Origin of the sequence: Nocardia vaccinii NBRC 15922, from assembly GCF_001613305.1 — a bacterium.
Classification (GTDB): domain Bacteria; phylum Actinomycetota; class Actinomycetes; order Mycobacteriales; family Mycobacteriaceae; genus Nocardia; species Nocardia vaccinii.
In genome coordinates this window covers 42,767-68,708 of the sequence record NZ_BDCC01000009.1, presented here as the reverse complement: position 1 = coordinate 68,708, position 25,942 = coordinate 42,767, and the positions used below count along the sequence as shown (strand labels likewise).

The window sequence follows — 25,942 nt, the reverse complement described above, 5'->3', positions numbered from 1 at the left end:
GTCATCGACTGGCACTGAGTGCCGACATGCTGAAAATTCGCGGACCCAGGTGATCCGACCCGACGACCAGGAGAGACCCATGGCGGGCAATCCCGATTTCGACCTGTTCAAGCTCGACGACGTACACAACGAGCTGCGCGAGGCCATTCGTGGCCTGGCGGAGAAGGAAATCGCCCCCTACGCCAAGGATGTCGACGAGCATTCCCGCTTCCCGCAGGAGGCGCTGGACGCGCTCAACGCCGCCGGGTTCAACGCGGTGCACGTGCCGGACGCCTTCGGCGGGCAGGGTGCGGATTCGGTCGCGACCTGCATCGTGATCGAGGAGGTCGCCCGGGTGTGCGGCTCGTCCTCGCTGATCCCCGCGGTGAACAAGCTGGGCACCATGGGCCTGATCCTGAAGGGCTCCGACGAGCTCAAGGGCAAGGTGCTCCCCGATATCGTGAACGGCCAGATGGCCTCCTACGCGCTGTCCGAGCGCGAGGCCGGATCCGATGCGGCCGGTATGCGCACCCGCGCCCGCCGCGACGGCGACGACTGGGTGATCAACGGTTCCAAGTGCTGGATCACCAACGGCGGCAAATCCAGCTGGTACACCGTGATGGCGGTGACCGACCCGGACAAGGGCGCCAACGGTATCTCCGCGTTCATGGTGCACATCGATGACGAGGGCTTCGTCGTCGGCCCGCTCGAACACAAGCTGGGCATCAAGGGCTCGCCGACCGCAGAGCTGTACTTCGAGAACTGCCGCGTCTCCGGCGACCGGATGATCGGCGCGGAGGGCACCGGCTTCAAGACCGCGCTCGAGACCCTGGACCACACCCGCCCGACCATCGGCGCGCAGGCGGTCGGTCTGGCACAGGGTGCTCTCGACGCCGCGATCGCGTACACCAAGGAGCGCAAGCAGTTCGGCAAGGCCATCGCGGACTTCCAGAACACCCAGTTCATGCTCGCGGATATGGCGATGAAGGTCGAGGCGGCCCGCCTGATGGTCTACACCTCCGCCGCCCGCGCCGAGCGCGGCGAGAAGAACCTCGGCTTCATCTCCGCCGCCTCGAAGTGTTTCGCCTCCGACGTGGCGATGGAGGTCACCACCAACGCCGTGCAGCTGTTCGGCGGCGCGGGCTACACCACCGACTTCCCGGTGGAGCGGATGATGCGCGACGCCAAGATCACCCAGATCTACGAGGGCACCAACCAGATCCAGCGTCTGGTGATGTCGCGCGCCCTGCTGCGGTAATGCTGTAATTTCGGCCTCCGCTGCGCTCCGGCGTGTTCGCGGCCCCCGAAGTCTCACCGCTCGGCCCCGTGTCGGGTACTCGTTCCTCGCACCCGCCACGCGTCCGACCGGCGAGACGGGCCGCGAACTGTGGTGGATTGCCTCCGCTGCGCTCGGCTGTTCGCGGCCCTTCGGGTCTCACCGCTAACTCGGCGTCGGCGTCGTCCACGGCGTTGGAACCAGGTGTGTGGGAGCGCGTGTCGGCTTCGGGGCGTCGCGAGTCCGGTTGCCACTGCTTCGCTCCGCTGCGCAGCACGCTGTTTCCGGCTTGTCCAGGGCGGTGAGATCTGTTCTTGCAGACGTAAATACAGTCGCAATCGGGCGAATTCGGGTCTATCGAATGTGGCTCGCACGGAGCACTATTGAGGCATGGCCGGAGTCGAGATCAACGACAAGTTCGTCCGGCGCACGTTGGACAACGGGCGGATCGAAGAGGTGCTGTGGCGGGACCTCTCGGAGGTCCGGGTGATCACTACGGCGGACGGACCTTTCGCCGAGGCGATGTTCTTCGTGCTCATCGGGACGAAGGGAAATGGATGTGTGGTACCCCATTCGGCAGCCGACACCGAATTCCTCGTGCGGCTGCGGTCGTTACCGGGTTTCGACAACCGGCGGGTGAACCAGGCCATCGGCACCGTGCTCGACCGGCAATTCTCGGTGTGGCGGCGTAATTAGCCGCCCACCATGTCCGCGTATTCGCGGTGTTCGGCGATGAACTTCTCCACGTACCAGCACGTGGGAATCACCGAGAACCCCGCCGCCTTGGCGTCTTTCAGCGCGAATTCGACCACCTGTGCGGCCACGCCGCGGCCGCGGAACTCCGGGAACGTCAGGGTGTGCTGGAAATCGCGCGTCCTGCGATCGCCGTCGGTGCGCTCGCTGTAGTCGGCGTATCCGGCGAGGGTGTCGTCGAGGTAGATCTCGTAGCGGGTGTCGGCGACATTGTGCTCGAACCTGGTGGTCATATGTGGTGAAACTCCTCGGGGCGGTGAGTTTGTTCCGGAGTACCCGGTTCCGGGCGGTTTACAGCACGGCGCCGGGATTGAGAATGCCGTGCGGGTCCAGCGCGTCCTTGATGCGCCGGGTCAGGGCCATCACCTCGGGGCCGACCTGATCGGGCAGCCACGCCTTCTTCAGCCGCCCGACGCCGTGCTCGCCGGTGATGGTGCCCCCCAGCGCGATCGCCAGGTCCATGATCTCCCCGAACGCCTGATGCGCCCGGGCGGTCTCCTCGGCGTCGCCGGGATCGTGCACGATCAGCGGATGCGTGTTGCCGTCCCCGGCGTGCGCGATGACCGATACCAGAACCTCACGGCGCGTGGCGATCTCGGCGATTCCGGTGACCAGCTCGCCCAGCCGGGGCAGCGGCACCCCGACATCCTCGAGCAGCAGTGTGCCCTTGCGCTCCACGGCCGGGATGGCGAAACGTCGCGCGGCGGTGAACGCCTCGCCCTCCTGCGGGTCCTCGGTGCTGAACACCTCGGTGGCCCCGGCCTTTTCGCAGGCTTCGACCATGATCGCGGCCTCGGCGGCGGCGTGCTCACCGGGTGCGTCGGATCGGGCCACCAGCATGCCCGCCGCGGTGCGGTCCAGGCCCATGCGCAATTCGTCCTCGACGGCGTTGATCGCCACCGCGTCCATGAACTCCAGCATCGAGGGCCGCAGCCGCGCGGTGACCGCCAGGATCGCCGCGGTGGCCGTCTCGACCGTGGAAAACGTTGCCACCACGGTGCTTTGGGGTGTCTGCGCGGGCAGCAGACGCAACGTCACCTCGGTGATGACGCCGAGGGTGCCCTCGCTGCCGACGAACAGTTTGGTCAGCGACAGCCCGGCGGTGTCCTTCAGCCGCGGCCCGCCCAGCCGGACCGCGGTGCCGTCGGCCAGCACCACCTCCATACCGAGCACGTAATCGGTTGTGACGCCGTACTTCACGCAGCACAGGCCGCCCGCGTTGGTGGCCGCGTTACCGCCGATCGAGCAGATCTCGAACGAGGACGGGTCCGGTGGGTACCAGAGCCCGTGCTCGGCGACCGCCCGTTTGACCTCCGCGTTCAAGAGTCCAGGCTGAGCGACCGCGGTCCGGGTGACCGGATCGACGGTGATCTCTCGCATCCGCTCGGTACTCAGCAGCAGTGCGCCGTCCTGGGCGGTGGCCCCGCCGGACAGTCCGGTCCCCGCGCCCCGGGGCACCACCGGCACCCGGTGCCGCTGCGCCCACCGCAGCACGGTCGAGACCTGCTCGGTGGTGGTGGGACGAACCAGCGCCAGCGGGGTCCCCGCATCGGGATCCAAGGCCCGATCCTGCCGATATCCGGCGAGAATGTCCGGATCGGTCACGACCGTGCCCGCGGGCAGAGCCCCGGCGAGGCTTGCCGCTCCCCCGCCTGCTCCTCCGCCTCCCCGCGACTTCAGCGTGTCGTCGGGTGCGTGGAGACCCGCGCTTCGGGCCGGCGGTTCAGAGCCTGCTCGAGTTTCGGGCGTGCCCTCGGAGTTACCCATGTACCAACCAGATCAGTTGTCGCCTGCTGGTGCAACAATCCGGTGCAACAAACTGTGCGGTGAGCGGCGGTGTGACCATGCAGCCGAACGTCGGTTGTCCTGGTCTCATACAATTTCGCGGTGTCCGATCCGAAGCTCGAAATTCAGATGTTGCACGACAGGGTCATCGTGCGGGAAACCCCGGAGGCCGGGGAGCGGCGCAGTAGCGGCGGCATCCTCATTCCCGCGACCGCGCAGGTGGCCAAGCGTTTGACCTGGGGCGAGGTGTGCGGTGTGGGGTCACATGTGCGCAGCGTCCAGGTCGGGGACCGGGTGCTGTACAGCGCCGAGGATCAGTTCGAGGTCGAGATCCAGGGACAGGCGTACGCCGTCATGCGCGAACGCGACCTGCACGCGGTCGCCAACGACCGCACCGAGCACGGCACCGGTCTCTACCTGTGAGCCCGTCCGTCCGGTAGGTACCGGCCGGACGGGCCCATCGGCCGGACGAGGGCCTTCGCGGTGAGCCGGATTCAGGGCCGGGTATGCCTGGGCAGGGCGAACGCGGCCGCCAACGCGATCACCAGAACCGCGAGCCCGACCAGCGCGGCGGCCCGCATGGCGTTCACGTAATCGCCCGTCCCGCCCGCTGATCCCAGGACCGCGAAGAAGGTGGTTCCGAGAATCGTCGCACCGATGGCATTTCCGAACTGCTGCGAGGTGGTCAGTGCCCCGGCTGCCATCCCGGCCTGCTGCGGCGGGATGCCCGAGGACAGCACCGCGCCGATCACCGAGGGCAGGGTCAGGCCGTTGCCGATACCGACGATCATCATGCCGGGAACGAGTGCGAACACGCTGACCTCACGACCTGACCAGCTCAGCACGGCCAGCACGATCACGGTGCCGAGCAGTCCCGCGCCGACCCCGGCCACCATGACCCGATTGCCGATCCGATCGGCGACGCGGCGAGCCAGGAAGAACGAACTGCCCGCGAAACACAGGCCCAGCGGCGCGAATGCCAGCCCCGCGCGCAAGGGGGAGAGGCCGAGCCCGTCCTGCAGCAGCAAGGTCAGGCAGAGCATGAATCCGGCGAAGAAGGTCAGATAGCCGCCGCCGATCAGCATGCCCGCGCCGAACACCCGGCGGCGCACCATACCCATGTCCAGGACCGGCGCGCCGCCCCGGCGGCCGAGCCTGGCCTCATAGCCCGCAGTGAGCAGCGCGACCGGAACGGACGCGGCCATCGAGATCCACGTCCACAGCGGCCAGCCCTCCGGACGTCCCGCCGTCACCGGTACCAGCAGCAGGGCCAGTGCACACGAGATACCCAGTGCACCAATGGGATCCAGCGTGGTGCGCTGACGTGATTCGGCGCGCGGCAGCCAGCGCGCGGCCAGCGCGGCCGCGGCCAAGCCGATCGGCACGTTGATGTAGAACACGGTGCGCCAGCCCCAGCCGAACAGATCCGCCTCGAGCAGCAGCCCGCCCAGCACCTGCCCGGCGACCGCGCCCAGGCCGATGGTCGCCCCGTAGGCGGCCATCGCGCGGGGGCGCTCGGCGACCGGGAACAGGGTGTTGATCAGGGCGAGCAGCTGCGGCACCATGAGCGCCGCGGTGCCGCCCTGCAGAATGCGGAAGGCGACCAGCGTCCAGGAATTCGGTGCGAGCCCGCACAGCAGCGATGCCGCGCCGAAGGCGAGCATGCCCAGGACGAACATGCGCCGGTGGCCGTACAGATCGCCGAGGCGTCCGCCGGTGATCAGGGCCGATGCGAAGGCGAACCCGTATCCGCCGACGATCAGTTCCAGTGCGGACTGACCGGTGTGCAGATCGTGTTGCAGCGAGGACGCCGCGACGTTGACCACGAACCAGTCGAACATCGCCATGAACATGGCGCTGAGCACCACCGGCAGTACTCGCCAGCGTGCGGCGAAGGGCGCGGCGGTTTTCGGCTCCGGCGGTGCGGCGGGTACCTCGATCTTACCGTCTGCCAGAAGCATTGGAGCAGAAGAGGTTTCGAGAGTGGACATGACGATCTCCCGGAATCGGTATGCGGATGCCGGGCGCCGCGCTGCGCCCGTACTGGGTCGAGGACGGATCCTCGAATCCAGTAACTAACCGGTTGGTTGAGAATATTCCAGTCTGCCGCGCGGCTTGTCAACTATTCGGTTGGTTAGACTCGGTCCATGGCTCCGAGAGATCCCGAGGCGACGAGAGCGCGCATCTTCTCCGCGGCCATCGACGAGTTCGCCGCGTATGGGATCGTCGGAGCCAGGGTCGATCGCATCGCCCGTAACGCCAACGCCAACAAGCAGCTGATCTACGCCTATTTCGGCGATAAACAGCAACTGTTCCGCCAGGTGCTGGAGAAGGTCATGCTGGATGTGGCCGAGGCGGTGCCCATCGACCTGACCGATCTGGACGCCTGGGTCGACGCGCATCTGGACTACCACCGCGCCCATCCGGAATTCCTGCGTCTGCAGATGTGGGAGGCGCTGGAGATGGGACCGGACGAGATCACCGCGGGTGCGGCCCGCGCCAACCGCTACCAACACAAGGTCGCCCGGGTGGACGACGCGCAACAGCGCGGGCTGGTCCGCGACGATATGCCGCCGGGATATCTGCTGACGCTCCTGACCGGCCTGATCAACTACCGGGAGGCCCTGCCCCAGTCCGCCCGATTCGTGCTGGGCGACGACGCCGACCCCGACCTCTGGCGACAGTGGGTGAAAAGAGCGGTCCGCGATATCGCCCTACGGGACAGGGGAATCCCCGAGAAGTAACGAGGATTCGGCCCCGGCCGGCCGCACGGTCGCACTCGGCGTCGTCCGTGGCCGCTCGGCTCGGGCGGCACCGGGCTCCGTACGGTGTTCGGCGAGGTCGACCTCGAGCGACCGGGCCCATCATGCCGGCCCCGGCGTCGTTCACCGGACCGTCGGTGCGCCCGTGCCGGTCCAGCGTGGCCGGGACCGGATCGCGCACCCGCACGGGATCGGTGACGTCGGTGAGTACGGCCGACGCGTATCAGGGTCGGCCGAGCAATACCTCGGCCCGGTCTCCCTCGACGATCACCGCATCGTCGTCGGTCAGAGCCCAGTGCGGGATCCCCTCGGTGCGGAACTTCGCGGCCAGTGCGGTGCAGACCCCGTCCGGGTCGGTCGCCGGGGAGTCGACGTGCGGGACGATGCGTCGGTCCACCAAACCCAGGCCGTCCCAGCGGGTTTCGACTTCGCATGCGGGCAGGACCTCGGCCGGGTCGTCGGCCGACTCGAGTCCGTGCAGGTCGGGGGTGAGCAGGCAGGCTCCGGCGCTGTACCCCGCATAGACCAGGGCGTCCTCGCCCAGCAGGTCCCGAAGGACGAGATCGGCTCCGCTGCGGGCGAATTGGGCGCGCAGGACGAAGGTGTTGCCGCCGCGGACCCACAGCGCGGGATACCGCCGCAGCGTCTTCTCCAATTCGCCTGTGCGGCCGATGTAGTCGCGCAGGTCGACCACGTCGGGGCGAAAGCCCGCGTGGCGCAACGGGGCTCGATCGCTGGTGACCGCGCTCGTCCAGGCGGCGGGCCAGGCGTCGCAGGCGTTCGGGATGATCGCGATCGGCCCCGGTTCGCCCACGAGCGCGGCGAATCGGTCGTAGTGCGCCCCGAATCGATAGCTGGACAGGAACAGTCGCATCGGTGCTCAGATGGTGAAGCGCAGGGTGTCGATCACGCGACGGCCCAGATCCGCATCTCCGGTGATGATGATCTGGTCCGAATGCTCTGCGGCCGTGGTTCTTCCGGCGCGCAGCCGGGCGAACAGCCCGGAGGGCATTTCGATGCGCACCGTAGCGGGGCCGTCGAATTCGTCGACCTGATTCGCTCGGCCGTCCACCACCAGATGCAACTGCCGGGTGACGGGTCCGGTCAGTATCACGCTGATTCGCGAACCGTCCGGGGCGTGCGCACCCTTGACCACCGCGCGTCCGAGGGTCGGCGTGAGTTCGTCGAAGGCGATCTCGGCTCGCGGCCCGCCCTCGGGCACCGCGACGCCGAGCGCATCGGCGATATCGAGTTCGTGCATCCAGCAATCGAACAGGCGGACCTGCATGAACCGGCCGTACGGCACGATGCCCACCGGTGATTGCGACGGGTTCTCCCACTGATCGTCGGTCAACTCGGCCAGCGCCTTGCGCCGGCGATCGGTGACCTCGGTGAATTTCGCCAGGAGTTGTTCGCCCCGCAGCGGACGCAGCGAGTCGATCCATGCCTCGTTGAGCGCGCCGATCTCGTTGTGCACGTGCGGCGCCGCGGTGATCGCGGCGTCCGCTGCCGGACTGGGCTCACCGAGCAGGATGGATTCGATGCCGACCAGATGGGCCAGCACATCGAAGACGGTCCAACCGGGCAGCGGAGACGGTGTGCGCCACTGGTTTTCGTCGAGATCGGCGACCAGCTGGGTCAGCGAATCCCATTCCTGCGACAGGGCGGTGACGAGGGCGTCGCGGTCGGTCATGCTTGCTGTTCCTTGTCTGTGTCGGCGGATTCCTCGGTATTCAGCCGATCCAATCCGATGCGGATGGCGGCGGCGGTGGTCGCGGGCTCGGGCTGGCTGCCGACCCGTCCGCGAAAGAGCATTCCGGTGGCGAAGGATCGGATATCGCCGGCGCGCCGCGGCACCACGTGCAGATGTACGTGGTGCACGGTCTGGAAGGCCGACTTCCCGTCGTTGAGGATGAGATTCGCGCCATCGGCCCCGAGGGTGCTGCGGCGCAACGCTTTTGCCATCCGATGGCCGAGGGTGAACAGCTCGGCGCCCAGGGTCGCGTCGAGGTCGTCCAGATTGGCCGCGTGGCATCTGGGGATCACCAGCATGTGCCCGCGGGTGATGGGCCGGATGTCGAGGAACGCGCACAACGTGTCGTCCTCGTGGACCTTCGTCGCCGGTGCCGTGCCCGCGGCGATCGCGCAGAATATGCAGCCGCTCACAGTCGAGACATTACGGTGTACGAAGCCTGCGGGACACCCCCGGTCGGCTTTGCCCGGGTCAGAGGCGGGTCCGGTGCTCGTGGGCGCGGCGCACTCGCGATACGGACGAACCGGAACGGCGTGTGAGATTGATCTCGGATACGCTCACCGGCGAGCCGGTACAGTTGTGCGACCTGAAACCTACCGGTGGGTAAGTTTCGGGGCCGAAGGAACGGCTCGAGGCTCCGCACGAACCGTGGGGCCGGCTACCGTCACGAGTAAGGATGTTGACCAGTGGAGACAACGCAGAGCGGAGTCGACGCAGCGCCACCCGGTGATGATGGGAGCGCCCCGCAGACTACCCGTGTCGGTGTCGTGCGTGAGACGAATCCCGGTGAGCGCCGGGTTGCGTTGGTGCCGAAAATCATTGCGGGCCTGGTGAAGCAGGGGGTCCAGGTTGTCGTGGAGGCCGGCGCCGGGCAGGGGGCACTGATCCCGGATACGGCGTTCACCGAGGTCGGCGCGGTGATCGGTGACCCGTGGCCGGCGGAGGTGGTGGTGAAGGTCGCCCCGCCGAGTGATGCGGAGATCGCGAAGTTGTCCGCGGGGCAGACGGTGATCGGTTTCCTGGCTCCACGCAACGCGGACAACAAGATCGGCGCGTTGCGCGATGCGGGGGTGCGGGCGTTCGCGGTGGAGGCGATTCCGCGGATCTCCCGCGCCCAGGTGATGGACGCGCTGTCCTCGCAGGCGAATGTGTCTGGATACAAGGCCGTTCTGGTGGCGGCCTCGGAGTCGACGCGGTTCTTCCCGATGCTGACCACGGCTGCGGGGACGGTCAAACCGGCCACGGTGCTGGTGCTCGGCGTCGGTGTCGCGGGCCTGCAGGCATTGGCCACCGCCAAACGCCTGGGTGGTCGCACCACCGGTTACGACGTGCGCCCGGAGGTGGCCGATCAGGTCCGGTCCGTGGGCGCGCAGTGGCTGGATCTGGGCATCGACGCCGCCGGGGAGGGCGGCTACGCGCGTGAGCTGACCGACGAGGAAAAAGCTCAGCAGCAGCAGGCCCTGGAGAACGCCATCAAGGGTTTCGACGTGGTGATCACCACCGCGTTGGTGCCCGGTCGTCCCGCGCCGCGCCTGGTGACCGCCGCCGCGGTCGAGGGGATGAAGCCGGGCAGCGTGATCGTGGACCTGGCGGGTGAGACCGGCGGCAACTGTGAGCTCACGAAGCCGGGCGAGACGGTGGTGGTGCACGACGTGACGATCGCGTCACCGTTGAACCTGCCCGCGACGATGCCCGAGCACGCCAGTGAGCTGTATGCGAAGAATATTGCCGCGCTGCTGGAGTTGATGCTCGTCGACGGTGTCCTGGCACCGGATTTCACCGATCAGGTCCTCGCGGACTCGTGCGTCACCCGAGACGCGGAGGCGGAGGCGAAGACGGACTCGGCCGAAACCTCTGTCGATACCACGGATTCGACTGCGGACACCTCGGATTCGAGTGTGGCCGGCTCGGCCGGGAAGGAACAAGGCTGATGTATACCGAGTTGTTGGCGAATATCGCGATTCTGGTGCTGTCCGGGTTCGTGGGTTTCGCGGTGATCTCGAAGGTCCCCAATACCCTGCACACGCCGCTGATGTCCGGTACCAACGCGATTCACGGAATCGTCGTGCTCGGCGCACTGGTGACGCTGGGCAATGTCAAGGACCCCTCGATCCTGACCCAGATCATCTTGTTCGTGGCCGTGGTGTTCGGAACCTTGAACGTGATCGGTGGTTTCGTGGTTACGGACCGGATGCTCGGCATGTTCAAAGGTAAGAAGGCAGATAAGTGATGCATACCTTCGACAACGTGAGTTATCTGGTGAACGGGCTGTACATCATCGCGTTCGCCCTGTTCATCTACGGCCTGATGGGTCTGACGGGTCCCAAGACCGCGGTCCGAGGGAATTTGATCGCCGCGGCGGGCATGGTGATCGCGGTGGTCGCCACGTTGATCTCGGTGCGGCACACCGGTAACTGGATTCTGATCATCGCGGGAATCGTGGTGGGCGTGGTGCTGGGTGTGCCCCCGGCGAAATTCACCAAGATGACCGCGATGCCGCAGCTGGTGGCCGCGTTCAACGGTGTCGGCGGCGGGACGGTCGCGTTGATCGCGTGGTCGGAATTCCTGAACTCGCACGGCTTCTCCCATTTCGACGAGCAGCCCACGGTGCATATCGTGGTCGGATCGCTGTTCGCGGCGATCATCGGGTCGGTGTCGTTCTGGGGATCGCTGATCGCGTTCGGCAAACTCCAGGAAATCCTCCCCGGGCGTCCGATCGGTGTCGGGAAACTTCAGCAACCGCTCAACCTCCTGCTGCTGGTGGGCGCGATCGCGTGCGCGATCGTGATCGGCGTCGGGGCGACCGGGCACGGCGTCTCGCAGCTGTGGATGATCGCGGTGCTGGTCCTGGCCGGCGTGCTCGGGCTCATGGTGGTGCTGCCGATCGGCGGCGCGGATATGCCGGTGGTGATCTCACTGCTGAACGCCTTGACCGGATTGTCCGCCGCGGCGGCCGGATTGGCGTTGAACAACACCGCGATGATCGTTGCCGGAATGATCGTGGGCGCGTCGGGCAGCATTCTGACCAACCTGATGGCCAAGGCGATGAACCGGTCGATTCCGGCGATCGTGGCCGGTGGTTTCGGTGGCGGAGGCACCGCCCCCAGCGCCGGCGGCGGTGAGCAGAAGCAGGCCAAGGCCACCAGTGCCGCGGACGCGGCGATTCAGATGGCGTACGCGAACCAGGTGATCGTGGTGCCCGGCTACGGGATGGCCGTGGCGCAGGCCCAGCACGCGGTCAAGGAAATGGCCTCGCTGCTGGAGGCCAAGGGCGTGGAAGTGAAGTACGCGATCCATCCGGTGGCCGGTCGTATGCCCGGTCATATGAACGTGCTGCTCGCCGAGGCGGAGGTCTCCTATGACGCGCTCAAGGAGATGGACGATATCAACGGTGAATTCGCGCGTACCGATGTGGCATTGGTGATCGGCGCGAACGATGTCACCAACCCCGCCGCGCGGGAGGACTCGTCCAGCCCGATCTACGGGATGCCGGTGCTGAACGTGGACCAGGCGCACAGTGTGATCGTGTTGAAGCGCTCCATGAATTCCGGATTCGCCGGAATCGACAACCCGTTGTTCTATGCCGACCACACCTCGATGCTGTTCGGTGACGCCAAGAAATCGGTCGGCGCCGTGACCGAAGAACTCAAGGCGCTGTAGCAGTTTCGCAGGAACCGGCCCGCACCGATCGATTCGGTGCGGGCCGTTTCGGATCGATCGCGTCGATCTCGCCGCGGGCATTCGAACACGATTAGGCTGTGCACCGTCCAGCTCACCGGTACGAAGCCGGTGATCGATGTCCGATACTCGAGTCAGGGGGCAGTATGACGACCGGAGAGCATCTCGAACTTCCTGCGGAAGTGCCCGATTCGGCAATCTTCGGTACCCCGTATCAAACCCCCGGCGGCGCGACGATCATCACCGTCGCCCGGCCCGGCGGCCGATCCCGTCGCGGACCGCGCCCCTTGGGCGCGATCGTTGTCCAGGGCGGTGACTCGAAATGGATACCTGCCACCGACGACACCCGAATCACCTTGTTGGCCTTGTTGATCGGTCTCGCGGCCGCGGCACTGACCAGTGCCGCGGTCCTGCGCCGCCCACCGTGGCCGGACCTGACGGTCACGGTGGACAAGCACCTTCAGTAGTACGGCCGCTCCCGGGCCTCCACCGCATCCTTGGCGTCCTTCAGCGACGTCTCGGGCAGCATTTCCCGGTAGAGCTTGATGGCGTGGATCTTCTTGCCCTGCGCTATCAGCGCATCGATCTCGGCCAGGTCCGCGCCGGAGGGCGGCGCGGATCCGGACATCGGCCGAGTCGGTGAATCGTTCGGCGGCGCAGAGGAATCGGTGATCTCCAGATGTCGCATGATGAGATCGAGTTTGTACTCGATACGTTGCAGCCTGCGTTCGTGCCGCCGATTCTCGAACATCCCCGAACTCTAACGCCGGGAGGGCATGTGGCGGGCGCGCTCACGCACCGTTCACATCACCTTCAAGGTCCCGCCGTCGATGACGTAGTCCGCGCCGAGAATGTTGCCCGCGCGTCCGGAGGCCAGGAAGGCCACCAGCGCGCCGACCTCCTCCGGCTCGGTGATCCGCTCCGAGGCGATGCCGAACTGCTTCGGTAGCGCGGCGAGGAACTCCTCGTGGCCGACGCCGCTGACCTCGGCGACCTTGGCGCCGAACCGGCCGGCTTCGCGCCACAGCGGGGTGCCGACCACACCCGGGGATACGGTGTTCACCCGCACACCGCGCGGCCCGAATTCCTCGCTGATCCGCTTGGAGAACGAGGTCAGCGCGGCCTTGGCCTCGCTGTAGGCGACCGGACCGACCGCGGGCAAGTGGGCGTTGATCGAGGAGATGGTGACGATCGCACCGCGACGTTCGATCAGGCTGGGCAGTGCCGCCCGGGTGGCCCGGACCGCGCTCATCAGGTTCAGTTCGAATATCCGGTCCCACTGCTCGTCGGGGATGTCGAGGAATCCGCCCAGGGTCATCTGATCGACGTCGCCGCCGCCGACGTTGTTGATCAGAATATCGATTCCGCCCAGTTCCGCCTGCGCGGCGCCGAACAGCGCGGCGATGCCCTCGGTGCTGCTCAGATCCGCGGAAACCGCTGCGACACTGACTTTTTCGAGTTCCGGCGTGACGGTGCGCGCCCCGCCGACGACGCGCACGCCCTCATCGGTGAGCGCCTGTGCGACGGCCAGGCCGATGCCGCGGCTGGCTCCGGTGACGACGGCGGTCTTGCCGGTCAATTCGAGATCCATCGGATTGCCTTTCCTTATTGAACTGTAGGTCAAAAACTAGGGCAGCGGAAAGCGCTGCGGTGGAAGGGATTTCAGAGCGTGCTGAGTGCGGTATCGATGATGCGGTACAGGACCGCCAGGTCGTAGCTCTTGGCCATGACGCGAAGTCCGGCGATGGTGTTCATCAGGAACTCCGCGGCGGCGCGTGGATCGGTGTCGCGGCCGACGTCGCCGTCGCGGCGGCCCTGGGCGATCCGGTCGGCCAGGGCGGTGAGGTTGTGTTCGGCGATGGCTTTGACGATGCGGCGGATCTCCGCGTCGTGTCCGGACAACTCCAGTGCCGTATTGGCGGCCAGGCAGCCGCGTCGATCCGGATCCGCGATATCGGCGTCGACCAGATACCGCAGGTACGCACCCACGACCTCGTGGGTGCTGCCGGGCCGGGACATGTAATCTGCGGTCAGCTCGATCCCCATCCGGTCGTAACGCGCGAGTGCTCGCTCGAACAGCTCGCGTTTGCTGCCGAAGGCGTTGTACAGGCTGCCCTTGGCCAGGCCGGTGGCTTCGGCGAGCTGCGCGGGAGATGTGTTGGCGTATCCGTTGATCCAGAACGTCTCCATCGCGCGATCGACGACGGCGTCGTCCTCGAAGGTGCGTGGTCTGCCCATGAGATGAACGATAGGGATTCTGGACCTGTAGGTCAAGAATTGAAGCGGCTGTATCGGCCGAACCGGAGGGGTGGTTACTGTTCGGTGGTGACTACTCCGCAGGATTATCCGGTGCTCTGGCCGGTACCGACCCGGTGGGCGGACAACGACCACTACGGTCACGTCAACAATGTGACGTACTACTCGTACTTCGACACCGCGGTCAACGCCTGGCTGATGCACGCCACCGGCACCGACATCCGCGACCTGCCCGCCATCGGAGTCGTCGCGCGCACCTCGTGCGACTTCCACGGATCGCTCAGTTTTCCGGACCGACTGCGTGTCGGCCTGCGCGTCAGCCGCCTCGGCCGTTCCAGCATCACCTACGACCTGGCCATCTTCCGAGAGGTCGGAGCAGACGAGGTCGGAGAAGACCTCGAACTGGCGGCCACCGGCGGTTTCGTACACGTCTACGTCGACAACGAGACCCGCAAATCCGTGCAGATCCCGGCCGTCATCCGTGCGGCAGCCGCCGAATTGGCCGTCGAACCGAAAACTGAGTGAGTCGACGCCCGCGTCAGCAATTGCAGTCCTGTCATCGTTGGCGACGGGACACCCGCACCAGCAGAGGCAAACGTGCGCTCTTTCGCGCCCCGCACGGAGCGAGCTTTCGAGCGAGGACTTCGCGGCCGGCTCGCCGTTCAGCGCTCGAAGCGCATGTGCGAAGCCCGAGTCTCGAGTGCTGAACGGCGAGCCCTCGGGGCCGCGAACACGCCGCAGCGAAGCGGAGGCCAAGGACGCAGTCAGATTCGGCCCAGCAGGGTGAGAGGGTCCTCCAGCAGTGAGGCGACGGTCGCCAGGAAACGGGCGCCGAGTTCGCCGTCGATCATCCGGTGGTCGAAGCTCAGGCCCAGGGTGGTGACCCAGCGGACGGCGAGTTCGTCGCGATAGACCCACGGTTGTTTGCGGATCGACCCCAGGCACAGGATCGCCCCCTCGCCCGGATTGACCAGTGGCACACCGGCATCGACCCCGAAGACGCCGACGTTGCTGATGGTGAACGTGCCGCCGCGCAGATCCGCGGGCGTGGCCGAACCGGTCCGGGCGATATCGGCGAGCCAGCCGATCTCCCTGCACAGCTCGCGCAGGCTCAGGGTGTGCGCGTCCTTGACGTTCGGCACCAGCAGTCCGCGCTCGGTGGCCACCGCGATCCCCAGATGCACATAGTGCTTGGTGACGACCTCGTGGTTCTCCTCGTCCCAGAAGGAGTTGACGCCCGGGAATTCCGCCATCGCCACCAGCGTCGCCTTGGCCACCAGTGCGAGCGGGGTGAGCGAGAGGCCCATGAACGAATCGGTCGTGCGCAGATGGTCCAGCAGTTCCATCGAGGCGGTGAAATCCGTCGTGACGAACGCGCTGGCCTGCGGAATCGTCCGGGCGCTGGTGAGCATGGCGGCGGCGGTGCGTTTGCGCACGCCGGTCACCGGGGCGCGGGTCTCGCCGGTGCTCGGGGTCGGGCGGATGACGCCGCCGTCCGGGCGCATCATGGGCACCGGCGGCACGCTGGGACGCGGTGCGTTGGGTAACGCCTCGTCCTCCGGACGTGCCCGGTTCATCGGCTGGGAAACCGGCACCGCGTGCCGCACATCCTCGACGGTGACCGCCCCGCCCGGTCCGGAACCGGGAACGAAGGCGAGATTGATGCCGAGTTCGCGGGCCAGTGCGCGAGCGCCCGGCGTGGCCGAGGGGCGGTCCGGATAGGCCGGTGCGGGTAGCTGTGTGGTTTCCGTCGAATCTTGGTCCTTCGCGGGGATATCAGGTCGTTGACGGGGGCGGCGCGAAGCGGTCTCGTCGTCCGGGCCGTAGCCGACCAGGACCGACCGGCGCTCGCTCGGCGCGGGCGGTGTGGCCGCGCCACGGTCGCTGCGCACCCGGATCAGCGGCGCGCCCACCGCGACGGTATCGCCCGGGGCGGCCAGCAGCTCGGTGACCAGACCGGAGAACGGACACGGCAGCACCACCTGGGCCTTGGCCGTCTCGACCTCGGCGATGGTCTGATTCAACTCCACCGACTCGCCCACGGACACTGCCCAGGAGACCAGTTCCGCCTCGGTCAGCCCCTCGCCCAGATCGGGAAGCCGGAACTCGAGCACCCGCGGATCGTCGGTGCCGTTCGGTAGGGGATCGTCCGCATTCGCGCGGCTGTTCTCCTCCGGGGGCCGGCTGGTCGACCGGGGATCTTGTGCGGCAGCTTCGTCCAACGGGCACCTCTGTCTGAACGGGCGGATCAGGCGGCAAGCGTTCGGTCGACCGCGTCCAGGATGCGGTCGGGGTCGGGCAGGTGGTGCCGTTCGAGCTTAGCCGGGGGATAGGGGATGTCGAAGCCTCCGACGCGCAGAATCGGTGCTTCTAGCTGGTAGAAACAGCGCTCGGCGATGCGGGCGGCGATCTCCGCGCCCAGTCCGGCGAAGACCGGGGCCTCGTGCGCGATGATCAGCCGCCCGGTGCGCAACACCGAATCCTCGATGGTGCCGAAATCGATCGGGGAGAGGCTGCGCAGATCGACGACCTCGAGCGAACGCCCCTCCCCGGCCGCGATCTCGGCGGCCGTCAGCGCGGTGCGGACCATACCGCCGTAGGCGACCACCGTCGCATCTGTACCCGCGCGGCGGATGCGGGCCCGCTCCAGCGGAAACGGATCCCGGTCCAGGGCGGCGAAGTCCACCTCGTCCTTGTCCCAGTAGCGGCGTTTGGGTTCGAGGAAGATCACCGGATCGTCCAGCGAAACGGCTTGGCGGATCATCAGATAGGCGTCGGACGGGGTGCTCGGCGAGACCACGCGCAGGCCCGCGGTATGCGCGAAATACGCCTCGGGTGATTCGGAGTGATGTTCCACCGAACCGATCCCGCCGCCGAACGGAATCCGAATCGTGATGGGCGCGAGCACCTTTCCCGCCGTTCGATAGTGGATCTTGGCAACCTGGGAGACGATCTGATCGAAGGCCGGATAGACGAACCCGTCGAACTGGATCTCGCACACCGGGCGATAGCCGCGCAGTGCCATGCCGAAAGCCGTTCCCACGATGCCGGATTCGGCCAGTGGCGTGTCGATGACGCGGTTGTCGCCGAAATCCTTCTGCAGGGTGTCGGTGACCCGGAAGACGCCGCCGAGACGACCGATATCCTCGCCCATCAGCACGACCCGGGCGTCGGCCTCGAGGGCCCGGCGCAGGCCGAAGTTCAGTGCCGCCGCGAAGGTGATGGTCATGGCCGAACTCCTTCCAGGTAGGCGGTGTACTCCCGGCGTTCCCGCTCGACCAGCGAATGCGGGGTGGCGTAGACGTGTTCGAACAGATCCTTCGGCTCGGGATCGGGCATCGTGATCGTCGCGGTGCGCAGCCGGGCGCCGACCTCGTCCGAGCGTTCCCGTACTTCTCGTTCGAAATCGCTGTCCCACAAGCCCTCTCGTTCGAGCAAGCGGCGGATCCGGTCGATCGGGTCGCGACGCCGCCACAGCTCGGTCTCGGCGGCCGAGCGGTAGCGGGTGGGATCGTCTGCGGTGGTGTGCGGGCCCATCCGATAGGTGATCGCCTCGATGAACGACGGGCCGCCGCCCGCGCGGGCGCGAGCCACGGCCTGCCTGGTCACGGCCAGAACGGCGAGGACGTCGTTGCCGTCGACCTGGACGCCCGGTATCCCGTAACCGTAGGCGCGTCGCACGATCGGAGTCGCGCTCTGCACCCGCACGGGTTCGCTGATCGCCCAGTGATTGTTCTGGCAGAAGAACACCACCGGCGCACTCCACGACGCCGCGAAGCCCAGAGCCTCGGCGATATCGCCCTGACTCGTCGCGCCGTCGCCGAAGTAGGTGATCACCGCGATCTCCGCACCGTCCAGATGGGCGGCGTAGGCGTAGCCGGTGGCGTGCAGTCCCTGTGAGCCCACCACGATGGCCGGATTGGTCATATTGATCTGCGCGGGATCCCAGCACGAATGCGCCACGCCGCGCCACAGGCGGGTGATCTGCGCCGGATCGACGCCGCGGCAGTAGGCCACCCCGGCCTCGCGATAACTGCAGAATGCGTAGTCGTCGGGGTGCAGGGCGTGCGCGGAACCGATCTGTGCGGCCTCCTGGCCCAGCAGCGGCGGCCACAGTCCGAGCTGGCCTTGGCGCTGCAGTGCGGTCGCCTCGGTATCGATCCGGCGGGCGGCGACCATGTCGAGATAGAGCCGGCGTATTCGATCCGGGCCGATATCGGCGACCAGGGCGGCGTGTTCGCGATCCAGGACGCGGCGGCCGTCGGGTTGGACCAGTTGCACCGGATAGGCGAGCTTCTCGGGCAGGCTCGTCGTGGCGGCGATCGCGCCGGTGGGAGACGCGGTGTCGGGGGATGCGGGCGTGGCCCGGGTTGTGGCCGTTGCCGCGGAGGTGGTGGGCATCGTTGCCGCCTTCCTGAAACGTAGCCGTTCTGGTACGTCTGCCTTCTGGCCTGTAGCCGGTCCGGGATCTCCGGGTCGGGCGAGGAAGTGATGTGCTCTACTTCACAGCATCCACGATTGTGCGACATGCGCAAGCATCAACATGTGAACTGTGCAGAGTGCGTGATCTGTGACCGCCAATTGCTGTCATACTGCATAACATGTCCAGTGCAGAACCCGCCGGAGCCGTCGTCGACGCGACCGATGCCAGGCTGTTGCTCGAACTCGTCGCCAATCCCCGGGCGACCGGTGTCGAACTCGCCACGCGGCTCGGTCTGTCGCGCAACACCGTGCAGGCGCGTCTCGCCCGCTGGGAGGCGGCCGGAGTCCTCGCCGGATTCGACCGCCGGGTCGATCCGCGGGCGCTGGGTTATCAGTTGGCCGCGTTCGTGGCGGTAGTGGTCGATCAGCATCAACTCGATGCGGTCGTCGCCGAACTGGCCGAGGTTCCCGAGGTCACCGAGGTTTGCGGAATGACCGGCCTGACCGATCTCACTGTCCGTGTCGTCGCTCGTGACGCCGACGACCTCTACCGCATCGCGGGCCGCATCCTGAAGATCCCCGGCGTCGAACGCACCAATATGGCCCTGGTCATGCAGCAACTGGTCGGTCCGCGCACCGCCCCTCTGCTGCAACGCCTTTCCCGCGCGAACGGCTCCCCCCGCCAGGACTCCGCTCGCACGGCTCCCCGCCCTTCCCGCTGAGGGTGCCTTTATCGGCGCAGTCCGTGCGCTCGCATCGCTCGCGCCGCCGCCGAGTCCGGCTGAGGTAGCGCTGTTTTCCGAGGCGTGTGGGCATCCTTTTGCATTGGCCGCGTCCGGCGGCGGGCCCGTGCTCGTGCGTACCGGGCGGAGTGAAGGACCCGGTCGCCGCAGCGGGGAACATGTGCCAGGATGACCACATCGCCCGCACGCCGGTACTTCTCGCGTCGCGTGCGGCTCGTCGCGAGCGTTCTGGGCCAGGTTGCCGTCAGATCGACCGCGGGAATCACCACGCGCTCCTTGTCGGCACGGACTCGCGAGCGGTCGGTGACCTGATCGGTCTCCGGATGGGATCCGACATTCTGGCGCGAGAGGGCGCCGATGGTGCGGCGATGTCGGGGGCGCGTCCGGTCGCGGTATGGGTGGGATCCGGAACGGTCTTCCCCGGCGGCGCGGCTGTGCGCCGTTCCGCGCCGGGCGTTCGCCCGTGGCCGGGTGGGTGCGGGGTTAGACATCCCAGGACCGTAGGTTGTCAAGCGGCTGTGGTGTTTTGGTTGGTTTGTCGGTGTGCCCAGGCGGTTTGTTCGTTGTAGGGGGTGTGGTGGCGGAGGCATCCGTGGAGGATGCCGATGAGGCGGTTGCCCAGGGCGCGTAGGGCTTGGTGGTGTAGGTCTCCGGCGGCGCGGTGCTGGTCGTAGTAGGTGCGGGCGCCGGGGCTGTTCTGCAGGGCGCAGAAGGCCCAGGCGTCGATGGCGTCGTAGAGGCGGCGATTGCGGACGTGTCGAGCGAGTACGGCGCGTTTTCGGCCCGACGCGACGGTCAATGGTGAGGTTCCGGCGTAGTTTTTGCGAGACTTGGCGGTGGTGTATCGGTTCGGGTCGTCTCCGAACTCACCGAGCACCCGGGCGCCGAGGATGACACCAAGTCCTGGCAGGGAACGGTAGATACCGGTGTCCGGGTGTTTGTCAAAATGCGTCGCGAGCACGGTCTCGAGCTCGCTGATCTGGGTGTTGATCTCGGAGATGATGCCGGCCGCGGCGCGAGTGGTGGCCGCGAACGCGGTGGTGACCGCGTCGGTCGCGTGCAGGTGTTCGGCACGTAGCGCGACCTGGATCTGCGCAGCGCGTTGTTCGATATTGCGTTGGCGTCCAGCACGTTTGAGTGTTGCCCCGATCGCCGAGAGGCTGAGGCGGGCGCCTTCGGCCGGGCTGGGTGCTCGCCCTAGCACAGCCAGGGCATCGCGGCAGGCCAGGTCATCGAAAGCGTCCAGGGCAGCGGGGTAGTACTCGCGCAGTGCCGACCGCAGGGCGTTGGTGTGGCGGTTGCGGGCCCAGATCAGGTTCTGGTGGCCGCGGGCGAGGACCTTGATCGCCTCGGCTTCGGGGCTGTCACCGGCGATCGGGCGGTGGTTGTGCCGGTCGGTGCGGACCAGATCGGCCAGCAGTTTCGCGTCTCCGGCATCGGATTTCGCCCCGGAGACGTGGTGGCGGTCGCGGTAGCGGGCCGCGGCCAGGGGGTTGATCGCATATACCTGGTAGTCGCTGGTGACCAGCGCGTCGACCCATAGACCGCGGTCGGTTTCGATGCCGATCACGACCTCGCCCGGATTGGTCACATGGGCAGCGACCAGGTCGTGGAAGGTGCGGATGCCTGCTAGCCCCTCGGGCAGGCGGCGGGAGGCCAGCCGTTCGCCGTCTGCGTTCATGATGTGGACGTCGTGGTGATCTTCGGCCCAGTCATCGCCGACGAAGATCAATGGATCACCCCTTCCTCGTGCCGATCAGAGCGTGGAATGTGTTCGAGCCCAAGGCGACCCGGCGGCGACCTAATGGATCAGTGCTCAACCCGGCACGACACCCCATCAGCGCTACAGGCAGCCTCACCGACCGGCCGGGGCACGATCTAACCCTAGGAATCGGACAACACTCCAGGGAACAGAAGTGCTCACCGGCCGGCGGCTCGGTTGATCAGCCTCACCCCCACCGATCACTCCCGGTTGAAGGCTCGCCGATCAATTCCCATTAGGGTGCGGGATATGGATGTTTCGGGCAAGGTGGCGATCGTTACGGGGGCTGGGGCGGGGATCGGGGCGGCGTTGGCGCGGGGGTTGGTGCGGGCCGGGGCGAGGGTTGTGCTCGCCGATCTGGACGAAGCGGTGGCCGGGGTGGCCGCGGAGTTGGGGGAGTCGGCGGTGTCGGCAGTGGGAGATGTCGCCGATTCGACGGTGATCCGGGGGCTGGTGGCGCGGGCCGAGGCGGAATTCGGGCCGGTGGATCTGTATTTCGCGAACGCCGGGATCTTCGGTGCGCGAGGGTTGGACGGCAGCGACGAACAGTGGTCCGCCGCAATGGAAGTCAATGTGATGGCGCACGTGCGGGCCGCGCAGATCCTGGTTCCGGGATGGGTGCGGCGTGGCAGCGGGTATTTCGTCGCCACCGCCTCGGCGGCCGGGCTGCTCACCCAGATCGGGTCCGCGCCGTACGCGGTCACCAAGCATGCGGCCGTCGGATTCGCGGAGTGGCTCAATATCACTTACGGGGACAAGGGAATTCGGGTCAGCTGTGTATGCCCGATGGGTGTGGACACCGACCTGCTGCGCGCGGGCAACGACAATTTCACCGAGGCCGCGGCGAACGAGGAGGCGATCCGCGCGGTCGTTTCCGCCGGTGCGGTGCTCACACCGGAACAGGTGGCGCGCGACGTGCTGGCCGGTGTCGCCGACGAACGATTCCTGATCCTGCCGCACACCCAGGTGCTGGAGATGTACCGGCACAAGAGCGCCGACTACGACCGCTGGCTGTCGGGCATGCGGCGGTACCAGGCCACATTGCAGCAGTGAGTCTTTCGATCACCCGGCGGTGCTCACCTTCATCAACTGGATCGACGACCCCCTGAGGCGAGGCTGAAACAACAGCACCGACCGACCATCGAACGCCCTCGAACAACCCGTGGAGCATTCGAATCGCCGTCCGGGCCGCCGCAATCCGCAGGTCGACGCGGGCTTCCTGCGGTGGTGAGGACCGAATTCGGTCCACTTTCGGACGATTGGCCGCTGACTGGGCTGTCCGTGCCCGGGACGATAGCGGAATGGCCTTCACCGCACCGCAGACCAGTGATCCGAATCCGCGGTCCGGTCGATCTCTCGCACAGTCCAGTGCGTCTGCCGAGCCCGGCCCGGATGTCGGCGACCCAGGTTCGGGCGTTGGCGACGCCGGCTCGGACGTCGAGCGCGCCCTTGGTTCCGATAGCGCCTCGCGGCCGGACGTCGGCTCCGATGATCCGGGGATCTGGCAGCCGGTCGGTGCCGGGATCGTGGCCGCGTTGGTGGGGTTCACCAGCACGTTCGCGGTGGTGCTCACCGGGTTGACCAAGGTGGGGGCAACGCCTGGGCAGGCGGCCTCGGGACTGCTGGCGATCTGCTTGACGCAGGCGGTGGGGATGTTGGTGCTGAGTCGCCGGTATCGGATGCCGATCGCGTTGGCCTGGTCGACGCCAGGTGCGGCCCTGCTGGCGGGGACCGGCGCGGTGTCCGGGGGCTGGCCCGCGGCGGTGGGTGCGTTCGCGGTGGTGGGGGTGTTGATCGTGCTGACCGGGTTCTGGCAGCGGCTGGGCCGGTTGATCGCGGCCATTCCCGCCGAGATCGCGCAGGCCATGCTCGCCGGTGTGCTGATGCCGCTGTGCCTGGCCCCGATGCACGCATTGACGGTCAGTCCGGCGGTCGTCGTCCCGGTGATCGTGGTCTGGCTGGCACTGCAGCGGTTCGCCCCGCGCTGGGCCGTGCTCGCGGCGTTCGCGACCGCCGCGGTCGGGGCCGGTGTCGACATCGCGGTCGAACATCGGCGGCTGGATCTCGCGGCGATGGTCCCGCGAGTGGAATTGACTGTGCCGCACTGGAGTTGGACGGCGCTGATCGGCATCGCGATACCGCTGTACATCGTGACGATGGCCGCGCAGAACATCCCGGGCGTGGCCATCATGGAGTCCTACGGTTTCCGGGTGCCGTGGCGCGCGGCGATGGCCGCGACCGGAATCGGCACGGTGATCGGCGCGCCCGCGGGCGCGCACGCGATCAACCTGGCCGCTATCAGCGCGGCCTTGTCGGCAGCGCCGTCCGCGCATCCGAATCCGCGGCGACGCTGGATCGCGGTGTTCACCGTGGGCTGTTCCTACCTCGTGTTGGCGTTCGTCTCGGGCGCTCTGGTTGTCCTGGTCGCCGCCGCACCGAAAGGCGTGCTGGAAACCGTTGCGGGGCTTGCCCTCATCGCAACGCTCGCCACCGCGCTGACCGCGGCCCTGAGTTCGGCCGAGCATCGGATCGCCGGAACGGTGACCTTCCTGGTCGCGGCGTCCGGATTCGCGGCGTTCGGTATCGGCGCGGCCTTCTGGGCGCTGGTGGCCGGGCTGCTGGTCCGCGGGGCGCTCTCGGCGCGCCGTGCGGGCGATTCGCCACGCCGGCCCACCGGGGAACGTCCTGTCGTAGGGTGAGAGACATTCGCGTCCCGGGGGAACAGATGTGACAGAGGAGTCGGCTTGGCCTCGGTATTGATCTCGGCGGAGGACCTTCGGAAACAGCTGGGCGACAACGCGTCCCGTACGCATCTGCTCGATGTGCGCTGGGCGCTGGGCGACCCGGATGGTCCCCAGCACTATCTGGGCGGGCACATCCCCGGCGCGGTGTTCGTGGACCTGGAGACCGAATTGGCCGCTCCGCCCTCTCCGGCGCGCGGCCGTCACCCGCTGCCCGAGATCGCGCATCTGCAGAAATGCGCCCGAAGCTGGGGCCTGCGCACCGGTGAGCCGGTCGTGGTCTACGACGCGACCGGCGGTTTGGCCGCCGCGCGCGCCTGGTGGTTGCTGCGCTGGGCCGGGATGGACGATGTGCGGATCCTCGACGGCGGGCTCCCGGCGTGGGAGCGGTCCGGTGGTGAACTCGCCGTCGGCGGCGAAGCCGACCCCGCCCCAGGCGATGTCGTGCTGACCGCGGACGCTATGCCGGTCATCGATGCCGATGGCGTGGCGGCCTGGGACGGTCTGCTGCTCGATGCCCGCGCGGGCGAGCGATACCGGGGCGAGCTGGAACCGGTCGATCCGCGCGCCGGGCACATCCCCGGCGCGGTGAGCGCACCCACTGCCGAGAACCTCACCTCGGAAGGCACTTTCAAGAGCCCCGATCAGCTGCGAGCCCGGTTCACCGAGCTCGGCGCCGGTCCGGTGGCGGTGTACTGCGGTTCGGGTGTCACCGCCGCCCACCAGATCGCCGCCCTCGCCGCGGCGGGTATCGAGGCCACCCTCTATCCAGGGTCCTGGTCCCAGTGGTGCGGCGATCCGGAACGCCCCGTCGCCACCGACTGATCGAACCGGTTCGGGCACTGCGGTTTTCCGCTGGCCCGGGAACCGGTACTCCGGGTGGCGGGGTGGTCGGTCGTCGGGGCATCCGGGCGAGATGGTGAATGTCCGGGCCGTCGATAGCAGTGTCCGGCCCTGCGACATGCGTCAGGGGCAGTCGTCGGCTGTGCGGGACAGGACATCACGGTCCGCAGCGGTGATGGGCAGGGCGTAGCGGGCCGCGGCGGCGAGGTAGCGACCCGCGTAGTAGCAGCGGTAGGCCGGTGCGGGCGGTAGCCAGTCGGCCGGGGTGCGGTCGCCCTTGTTCTGGTTGGCCGGGCCGTCGACGGCGAGCAGATTGAATTCGATGTCGTTGGCGAAGCGGATGCGTTGTGGCAGTGGCCAATCCGAGGCGCCCATATCCCAGGCGGCGGCCAGCGGATAGATGTGGTCGATCTGCACCGCGCGGGCCCGGGATCTGTCGAAGGCGACGTCTCTGCCCGTATAGGGATCGTGCAAGGTCCCCGCGGCGACCACGCATCCATCGGTGTTCGCGCGGAACCGCACGGCGCTGAGCTGCTTGCCCAGCACGGTATTGCGCGAATCGCAGCCGCCGGCCCCCGCGGGCCAGGCCGGACCGAATACACAGCCCTGCCCGGCCGCGCAGCCGCGCTCGTATCCACCCGGATGCGGTCGCCGCGGCAGCACCCGCACCACGGCCAGCAGCCGTCCGAGTTGAGCCCGCGTGGGACTGCCCGGTGCGGGCGACGACGCGGTGAACAGCCCCGGCCCTTTCAGCACCGCAACAGCCAGCAGCACCGCGACGACCGGCGCCGCCAGTGCCCACCCCCATCCGCCCCTGTTCGAATGCACGGCACCACTTCTACACCGTGGCACCGACAGATTCCCGGAGAAGGCGTGGCGGGCCGATATCCGGATCGAAGCGATGGTTCGCCGAGATCGGCTACGGCTCTGTGGAACTGAGCACGGCCGGATCGAGAATCCCTGCGGCGATCGAGGGTTCGACAGGCTGACGGGGCTGTGCGCGGGTCCGGCGACGTCGCGGCAGGGGCGGTCGATTCGGAGCCGATGCCCGCTGCCGACGAGATGGCATGCGGGCGTGCGCAGCCGGCGTGCGGGCCCGCCCGGGAAGGGGTGCGTGTTTCGGGAGTCGGCGCGGCGCACCTGCGGCGTGTCCAGTGGCCGTTCGAGTGTTCGAGCGGCAATCGCACTG

At 67.6% G+C, this 25,942-nt stretch carries 27 protein-coding genes; 13 read left to right on the top strand and 14 right to left on the bottom strand.

Features of this window, described 5'->3' with window-relative positions:
* Window positions 1-79 precede the first annotated feature (79 nt).
* Complete coding sequence (locus NV1_RS05010; RefSeq protein ID WP_067885997.1) at window positions 80-1,237, top strand: acyl-CoA dehydrogenase; 1,158 nt, start codon at window positions 80-82, stop codon at window positions 1,235-1,237.
* Window positions 1,238-1,645: 408 nt separating this feature from the next.
* A complete protein-coding gene (locus NV1_RS05005; RefSeq protein ID WP_067885995.1) occupies window positions 1,646-1,951 on the top strand; it encodes a hypothetical protein in 306 nt (101 codons plus the stop codon).
* Here NV1_RS05005 and NV1_RS05000 read toward each other — a convergent pair.
* The gene (locus NV1_RS05000) at window positions 1,948-2,241 is read right to left on the bottom strand and encodes a GNAT family N-acetyltransferase (RefSeq protein WP_067885993.1); all 294 of its coding nucleotides are present in this window, start codon (window positions 2,239-2,241) and stop codon (window positions 1,948-1,950) included. The two genes, NV1_RS05005 and NV1_RS05000, sit on opposite strands and share 4 nt — an antisense overlap.
* A gap of 58 nt (window positions 2,242-2,299) precedes the next feature.
* Complete coding sequence (locus NV1_RS04995; RefSeq protein ID WP_245713557.1) at window positions 2,300-3,613, bottom strand: FAD-binding oxidoreductase; 1,314 nt, start codon at window positions 3,611-3,613, stop codon at window positions 2,300-2,302.
* Window positions 3,614-3,895: 282 nt separating this feature from the next.
* On the opposite strand from NV1_RS04995, the gene NV1_RS04990 reads away from it, so the two are divergent.
* Window positions 3,896-4,216, top strand: a complete 321-nt coding sequence (locus NV1_RS04990; RefSeq protein WP_067885991.1) for a GroES family chaperonin — start codon at window positions 3,896-3,898, stop codon at window positions 4,214-4,216.
* Between the two features lie 71 nt (window positions 4,217-4,287).
* On the opposite strand, the gene NV1_RS04985 is transcribed toward NV1_RS04990, so the two are convergent.
* A complete protein-coding gene (locus tag NV1_RS04985; protein WP_067885976.1) occupies window positions 4,288-5,754 on the bottom strand; it encodes an MFS transporter in 1,467 nt (488 codons plus the stop codon).
* 186 nt (window positions 5,755-5,940) lie between these two features.
* Here NV1_RS04985 and NV1_RS04980 point away from each other — a divergent pair, with 186 nt between their 5' ends.
* Window positions 5,941-6,537, top strand: coding sequence for a TetR/AcrR family transcriptional regulator (locus NV1_RS04980; protein ID WP_067885974.1), 597 nt, complete (start codon window positions 5,941-5,943; stop codon window positions 6,535-6,537).
* A 241-nt stretch (window positions 6,538-6,778) separates the two neighbouring features.
* Here NV1_RS04980 and NV1_RS04975 read toward each other — a convergent pair whose 3' ends face one another.
* From NV1_RS04975 to NV1_RS04965, 3 genes are read right to left on the bottom strand one after another with little or no spacing between them, the layout of a single operon-like run.
* Complete coding sequence (locus tag NV1_RS04975) at window positions 6,779-7,429, bottom strand: Type 1 glutamine amidotransferase-like domain-containing protein (RefSeq protein ID WP_067885972.1); 651 nt, start codon at window positions 7,427-7,429, stop codon at window positions 6,779-6,781.
* Between the two features lie 6 nt (window positions 7,430-7,435).
* Entirely contained in the window at window positions 7,436-8,248 is an 813-nt protein-coding gene (locus NV1_RS04970) for a maleylpyruvate isomerase family mycothiol-dependent enzyme (RefSeq protein ID WP_067885969.1), read from the bottom strand.
* Entirely contained in the window at window positions 8,245-8,721 is a 477-nt protein-coding gene (locus NV1_RS04965; protein ID WP_067885967.1) for an HIT family protein, read from the bottom strand. Before NV1_RS04965 ends, NV1_RS04970 begins: the two co-directional genes overlap by 4 nt.
* A gap of 354 nt (window positions 8,722-9,075) precedes the next feature.
* On the opposite strand from NV1_RS04965, the gene NV1_RS04960 reads away from it, so the two are divergent.
* The 4 genes from NV1_RS04960 (at window position 9,076) to NV1_RS04945 (ending at window position 12,453) form a co-directional block, all read left to right on the top strand.
* The gene (locus NV1_RS04960; protein WP_067885965.1) at window positions 9,076-10,239 is read left to right on the top strand and encodes an NAD(P) transhydrogenase subunit alpha; all 1,164 of its coding nucleotides are present in this window, start codon (window positions 9,076-9,078) and stop codon (window positions 10,237-10,239) included.
* Window positions 10,239-10,538: an NAD(P) transhydrogenase subunit alpha part 2 gene (locus tag NV1_RS04955; RefSeq protein ID WP_067885963.1), complete on the top strand. Its 300-nt coding sequence runs from the start codon at window positions 10,239-10,241 to the stop codon at window positions 10,536-10,538. Before NV1_RS04960 ends, NV1_RS04955 begins: the two co-directional genes overlap by 1 nt.
* Window positions 10,538-11,968 carry an NAD(P)(+) transhydrogenase (Re/Si-specific) subunit beta gene (locus NV1_RS04950; protein ID WP_218026917.1) on the top strand — a complete coding sequence of 477 codons (1,431 nt, stop codon included), beginning with the start codon at window positions 10,538-10,540 and terminating at the stop codon, window positions 11,966-11,968. The genes NV1_RS04955 and NV1_RS04950 overlap by 1 nt, the downstream gene beginning before the upstream one ends.
* 164 nt (window positions 11,969-12,132) lie before the next feature.
* On the top strand, window positions 12,133-12,453 hold the full coding sequence (locus NV1_RS04945) for a hypothetical protein (protein WP_067885961.1): 321 nt from the start codon (window positions 12,133-12,135) through the stop codon (window positions 12,451-12,453).
* On the opposite strand, the gene NV1_RS04940 is transcribed toward NV1_RS04945, so the two are convergent.
* The 3 genes from NV1_RS04940 to NV1_RS04930 form a co-directional block, all read right to left on the bottom strand.
* The gene (locus NV1_RS04940; protein ID WP_067885959.1) at window positions 12,447-12,737 is read right to left on the bottom strand and encodes a hypothetical protein; all 291 of its coding nucleotides are present in this window, start codon (window positions 12,735-12,737) and stop codon (window positions 12,447-12,449) included. The genes NV1_RS04945 and NV1_RS04940 overlap by 7 nt on opposite strands.
* A 51-nt stretch (window positions 12,738-12,788) precedes the next feature.
* Complete coding sequence (locus NV1_RS04935) at window positions 12,789-13,577, bottom strand: oxidoreductase (RefSeq protein WP_067885957.1); 789 nt, start codon at window positions 13,575-13,577, stop codon at window positions 12,789-12,791.
* Between the two features lie 71 nt (window positions 13,578-13,648).
* A complete protein-coding gene (locus NV1_RS04930) occupies window positions 13,649-14,224 on the bottom strand; it encodes a TetR/AcrR family transcriptional regulator (protein ID WP_067885955.1) in 576 nt (191 codons plus the stop codon).
* Window positions 14,225-14,311: 87 nt separating this feature from the next.
* On the opposite strand from NV1_RS04930, the gene NV1_RS04925 reads away from it, so the two are divergent.
* The gene (locus tag NV1_RS04925; RefSeq protein ID WP_067886644.1) at window positions 14,312-14,767 is read left to right on the top strand and encodes an acyl-CoA thioesterase; all 456 of its coding nucleotides are present in this window, start codon (window positions 14,312-14,314) and stop codon (window positions 14,765-14,767) included.
* 239 nt (window positions 14,768-15,006) lie between these two features.
* Here NV1_RS04925 and NV1_RS04920 read toward each other — a convergent pair whose 3' ends face one another.
* The 3 genes from NV1_RS04920 to pdhA form a co-directional block, all read right to left on the bottom strand.
* Window positions 15,007-16,356, bottom strand: a complete 1,350-nt coding sequence (locus NV1_RS04920; RefSeq protein ID WP_067886642.1) for a dihydrolipoamide acetyltransferase family protein — start codon at window positions 16,354-16,356, stop codon at window positions 15,007-15,009.
* 134 nt (window positions 16,357-16,490) lie between these two features.
* Window positions 16,491-17,471 carry an alpha-ketoacid dehydrogenase subunit beta gene (locus NV1_RS04915; RefSeq protein ID WP_067885953.1) on the bottom strand — a complete coding sequence of 327 codons (981 nt, stop codon included), beginning with the start codon at window positions 17,469-17,471 and terminating at the stop codon, window positions 16,491-16,493.
* Entirely contained in the window at window positions 17,468-18,547 is a 1,080-nt protein-coding gene (gene pdhA, locus NV1_RS04910) for a pyruvate dehydrogenase (acetyl-transferring) E1 component subunit alpha (RefSeq protein WP_067886640.1), read from the bottom strand. The genes NV1_RS04915 and pdhA overlap by 4 nt, the downstream gene beginning before the upstream one ends.
* A 296-nt stretch (window positions 18,548-18,843) precedes the next feature.
* Here pdhA and NV1_RS04905 point away from each other — a divergent pair, with 296 nt between their 5' ends.
* A complete protein-coding gene (locus NV1_RS04905) occupies window positions 18,844-19,386 on the top strand; it encodes an Lrp/AsnC family transcriptional regulator (protein WP_067885951.1) in 543 nt (180 codons plus the stop codon).
* A 529-nt stretch (window positions 19,387-19,915) separates the two neighbouring features.
* Here the strand turns inward: NV1_RS04905 and NV1_RS04900 are convergent.
* Window positions 19,916-21,139, bottom strand: coding sequence for an IS110 family RNA-guided transposase (locus tag NV1_RS04900; protein ID WP_084525089.1), 1,224 nt, complete (start codon window positions 21,137-21,139; stop codon window positions 19,916-19,918).
* A 279-nt stretch (window positions 21,140-21,418) separates the two neighbouring features.
* On the opposite strand from NV1_RS04900, the gene NV1_RS04895 reads away from it, so the two are divergent.
* From NV1_RS04895 to NV1_RS04885, 3 genes are all read left to right on the top strand, one after another.
* Window positions 21,419-22,222: an SDR family oxidoreductase gene (locus tag NV1_RS04895; protein WP_067885949.1), complete on the top strand. Its 804-nt coding sequence runs from the start codon at window positions 21,419-21,421 to the stop codon at window positions 22,220-22,222.
* A 248-nt stretch (window positions 22,223-22,470) separates the two neighbouring features.
* Entirely contained in the window at window positions 22,471-23,868 is a 1,398-nt protein-coding gene (locus NV1_RS04890; protein ID WP_084525088.1) for a benzoate/H(+) symporter BenE family transporter, read from the top strand.
* A 45-nt stretch (window positions 23,869-23,913) separates the two neighbouring features.
* Window positions 23,914-24,735 carry a sulfurtransferase gene (locus NV1_RS04885; protein WP_067885947.1) on the top strand — a complete coding sequence of 274 codons (822 nt, stop codon included), beginning with the start codon at window positions 23,914-23,916 and terminating at the stop codon, window positions 24,733-24,735.
* A 141-nt stretch (window positions 24,736-24,876) separates the two neighbouring features.
* Here NV1_RS04885 and NV1_RS04880 read toward each other — a convergent pair whose 3' ends face one another.
* Window positions 24,877-25,581, bottom strand: coding sequence for an HNH endonuclease family protein (locus tag NV1_RS04880; protein WP_373864583.1), 705 nt, complete (start codon window positions 25,579-25,581; stop codon window positions 24,877-24,879).
* Window positions 25,582-25,942: the final 361 nt, after the last annotated feature.

Coding starts and splice junctions, on each gene's coding strand:
- NV1_RS05010 (WP_067885997.1), top strand. CDS start 80: ATGGCGGGCAATCCCGATTTCGACCTGTTCAAGCTCGACGACGTACAC.
- NV1_RS05005 (WP_067885995.1), top strand. CDS start 1,646: ATGGCCGGAGTCGAGATCAACGACAAGTTCGTCCGGCGCACGTTGGAC.
- NV1_RS05000 (WP_067885993.1), bottom strand. CDS start 2,241: ATGACCACCAGGTTCGAGCACAATGTCGCCGACACCCGCTACGAGATC.
- NV1_RS04985 (WP_067885976.1), bottom strand. CDS start 5,754: ATGCTTCTGGCAGACGGTAAGATCGAGGTACCCGCCGCACCGCCGGAG.
- NV1_RS04980 (WP_067885974.1), top strand. CDS start 5,941: ATGGCTCCGAGAGATCCCGAGGCGACGAGAGCGCGCATCTTCTCCGCG.
- NV1_RS04975 (WP_067885972.1), bottom strand. CDS start 7,429: ATGCGACTGTTCCTGTCCAGCTATCGATTCGGGGCGCACTACGACCGA.
- NV1_RS04970 (WP_067885969.1), bottom strand. CDS start 8,248: ATGACCGACCGCGACGCCCTCGTCACCGCCCTGTCGCAGGAATGGGAT.
- NV1_RS04955 (WP_067885963.1), top strand. CDS start 10,239: ATGTATACCGAGTTGTTGGCGAATATCGCGATTCTGGTGCTGTCCGGG.
- NV1_RS04950 (WP_218026917.1), top strand. CDS start 10,538: ATGCATACCTTCGACAACGTGAGTTATCTGGTGAACGGGCTGTACATC.
- NV1_RS04945 (WP_067885961.1), top strand. CDS start 12,133: ATGACGACCGGAGAGCATCTCGAACTTCCTGCGGAAGTGCCCGATTCG.
- NV1_RS04940 (WP_067885959.1), bottom strand. CDS start 12,737: ATGTTCGAGAATCGGCGGCACGAACGCAGGCTGCAACGTATCGAGTAC.
- NV1_RS04935 (WP_067885957.1), bottom strand. CDS start 13,577: ATGGATCTCGAATTGACCGGCAAGACCGCCGTCGTCACCGGAGCCAGC.
- NV1_RS04930 (WP_067885955.1), bottom strand. CDS start 14,224: ATGGGCAGACCACGCACCTTCGAGGACGACGCCGTCGTCGATCGCGCG.
- NV1_RS04915 (WP_067885953.1), bottom strand. CDS start 17,471: ATGACCATCACCTTCGCGGCGGCACTGAACTTCGGCCTGCGCCGGGCC.
- NV1_RS04905 (WP_067885951.1), top strand. CDS start 18,844: ATGTCCAGTGCAGAACCCGCCGGAGCCGTCGTCGACGCGACCGATGCC.
- NV1_RS04895 (WP_067885949.1), top strand. CDS start 21,419: ATGGATGTTTCGGGCAAGGTGGCGATCGTTACGGGGGCTGGGGCGGGG.
- NV1_RS04890 (WP_084525088.1), top strand. CDS start 22,471: ATGGCCTTCACCGCACCGCAGACCAGTGATCCGAATCCGCGGTCCGGT.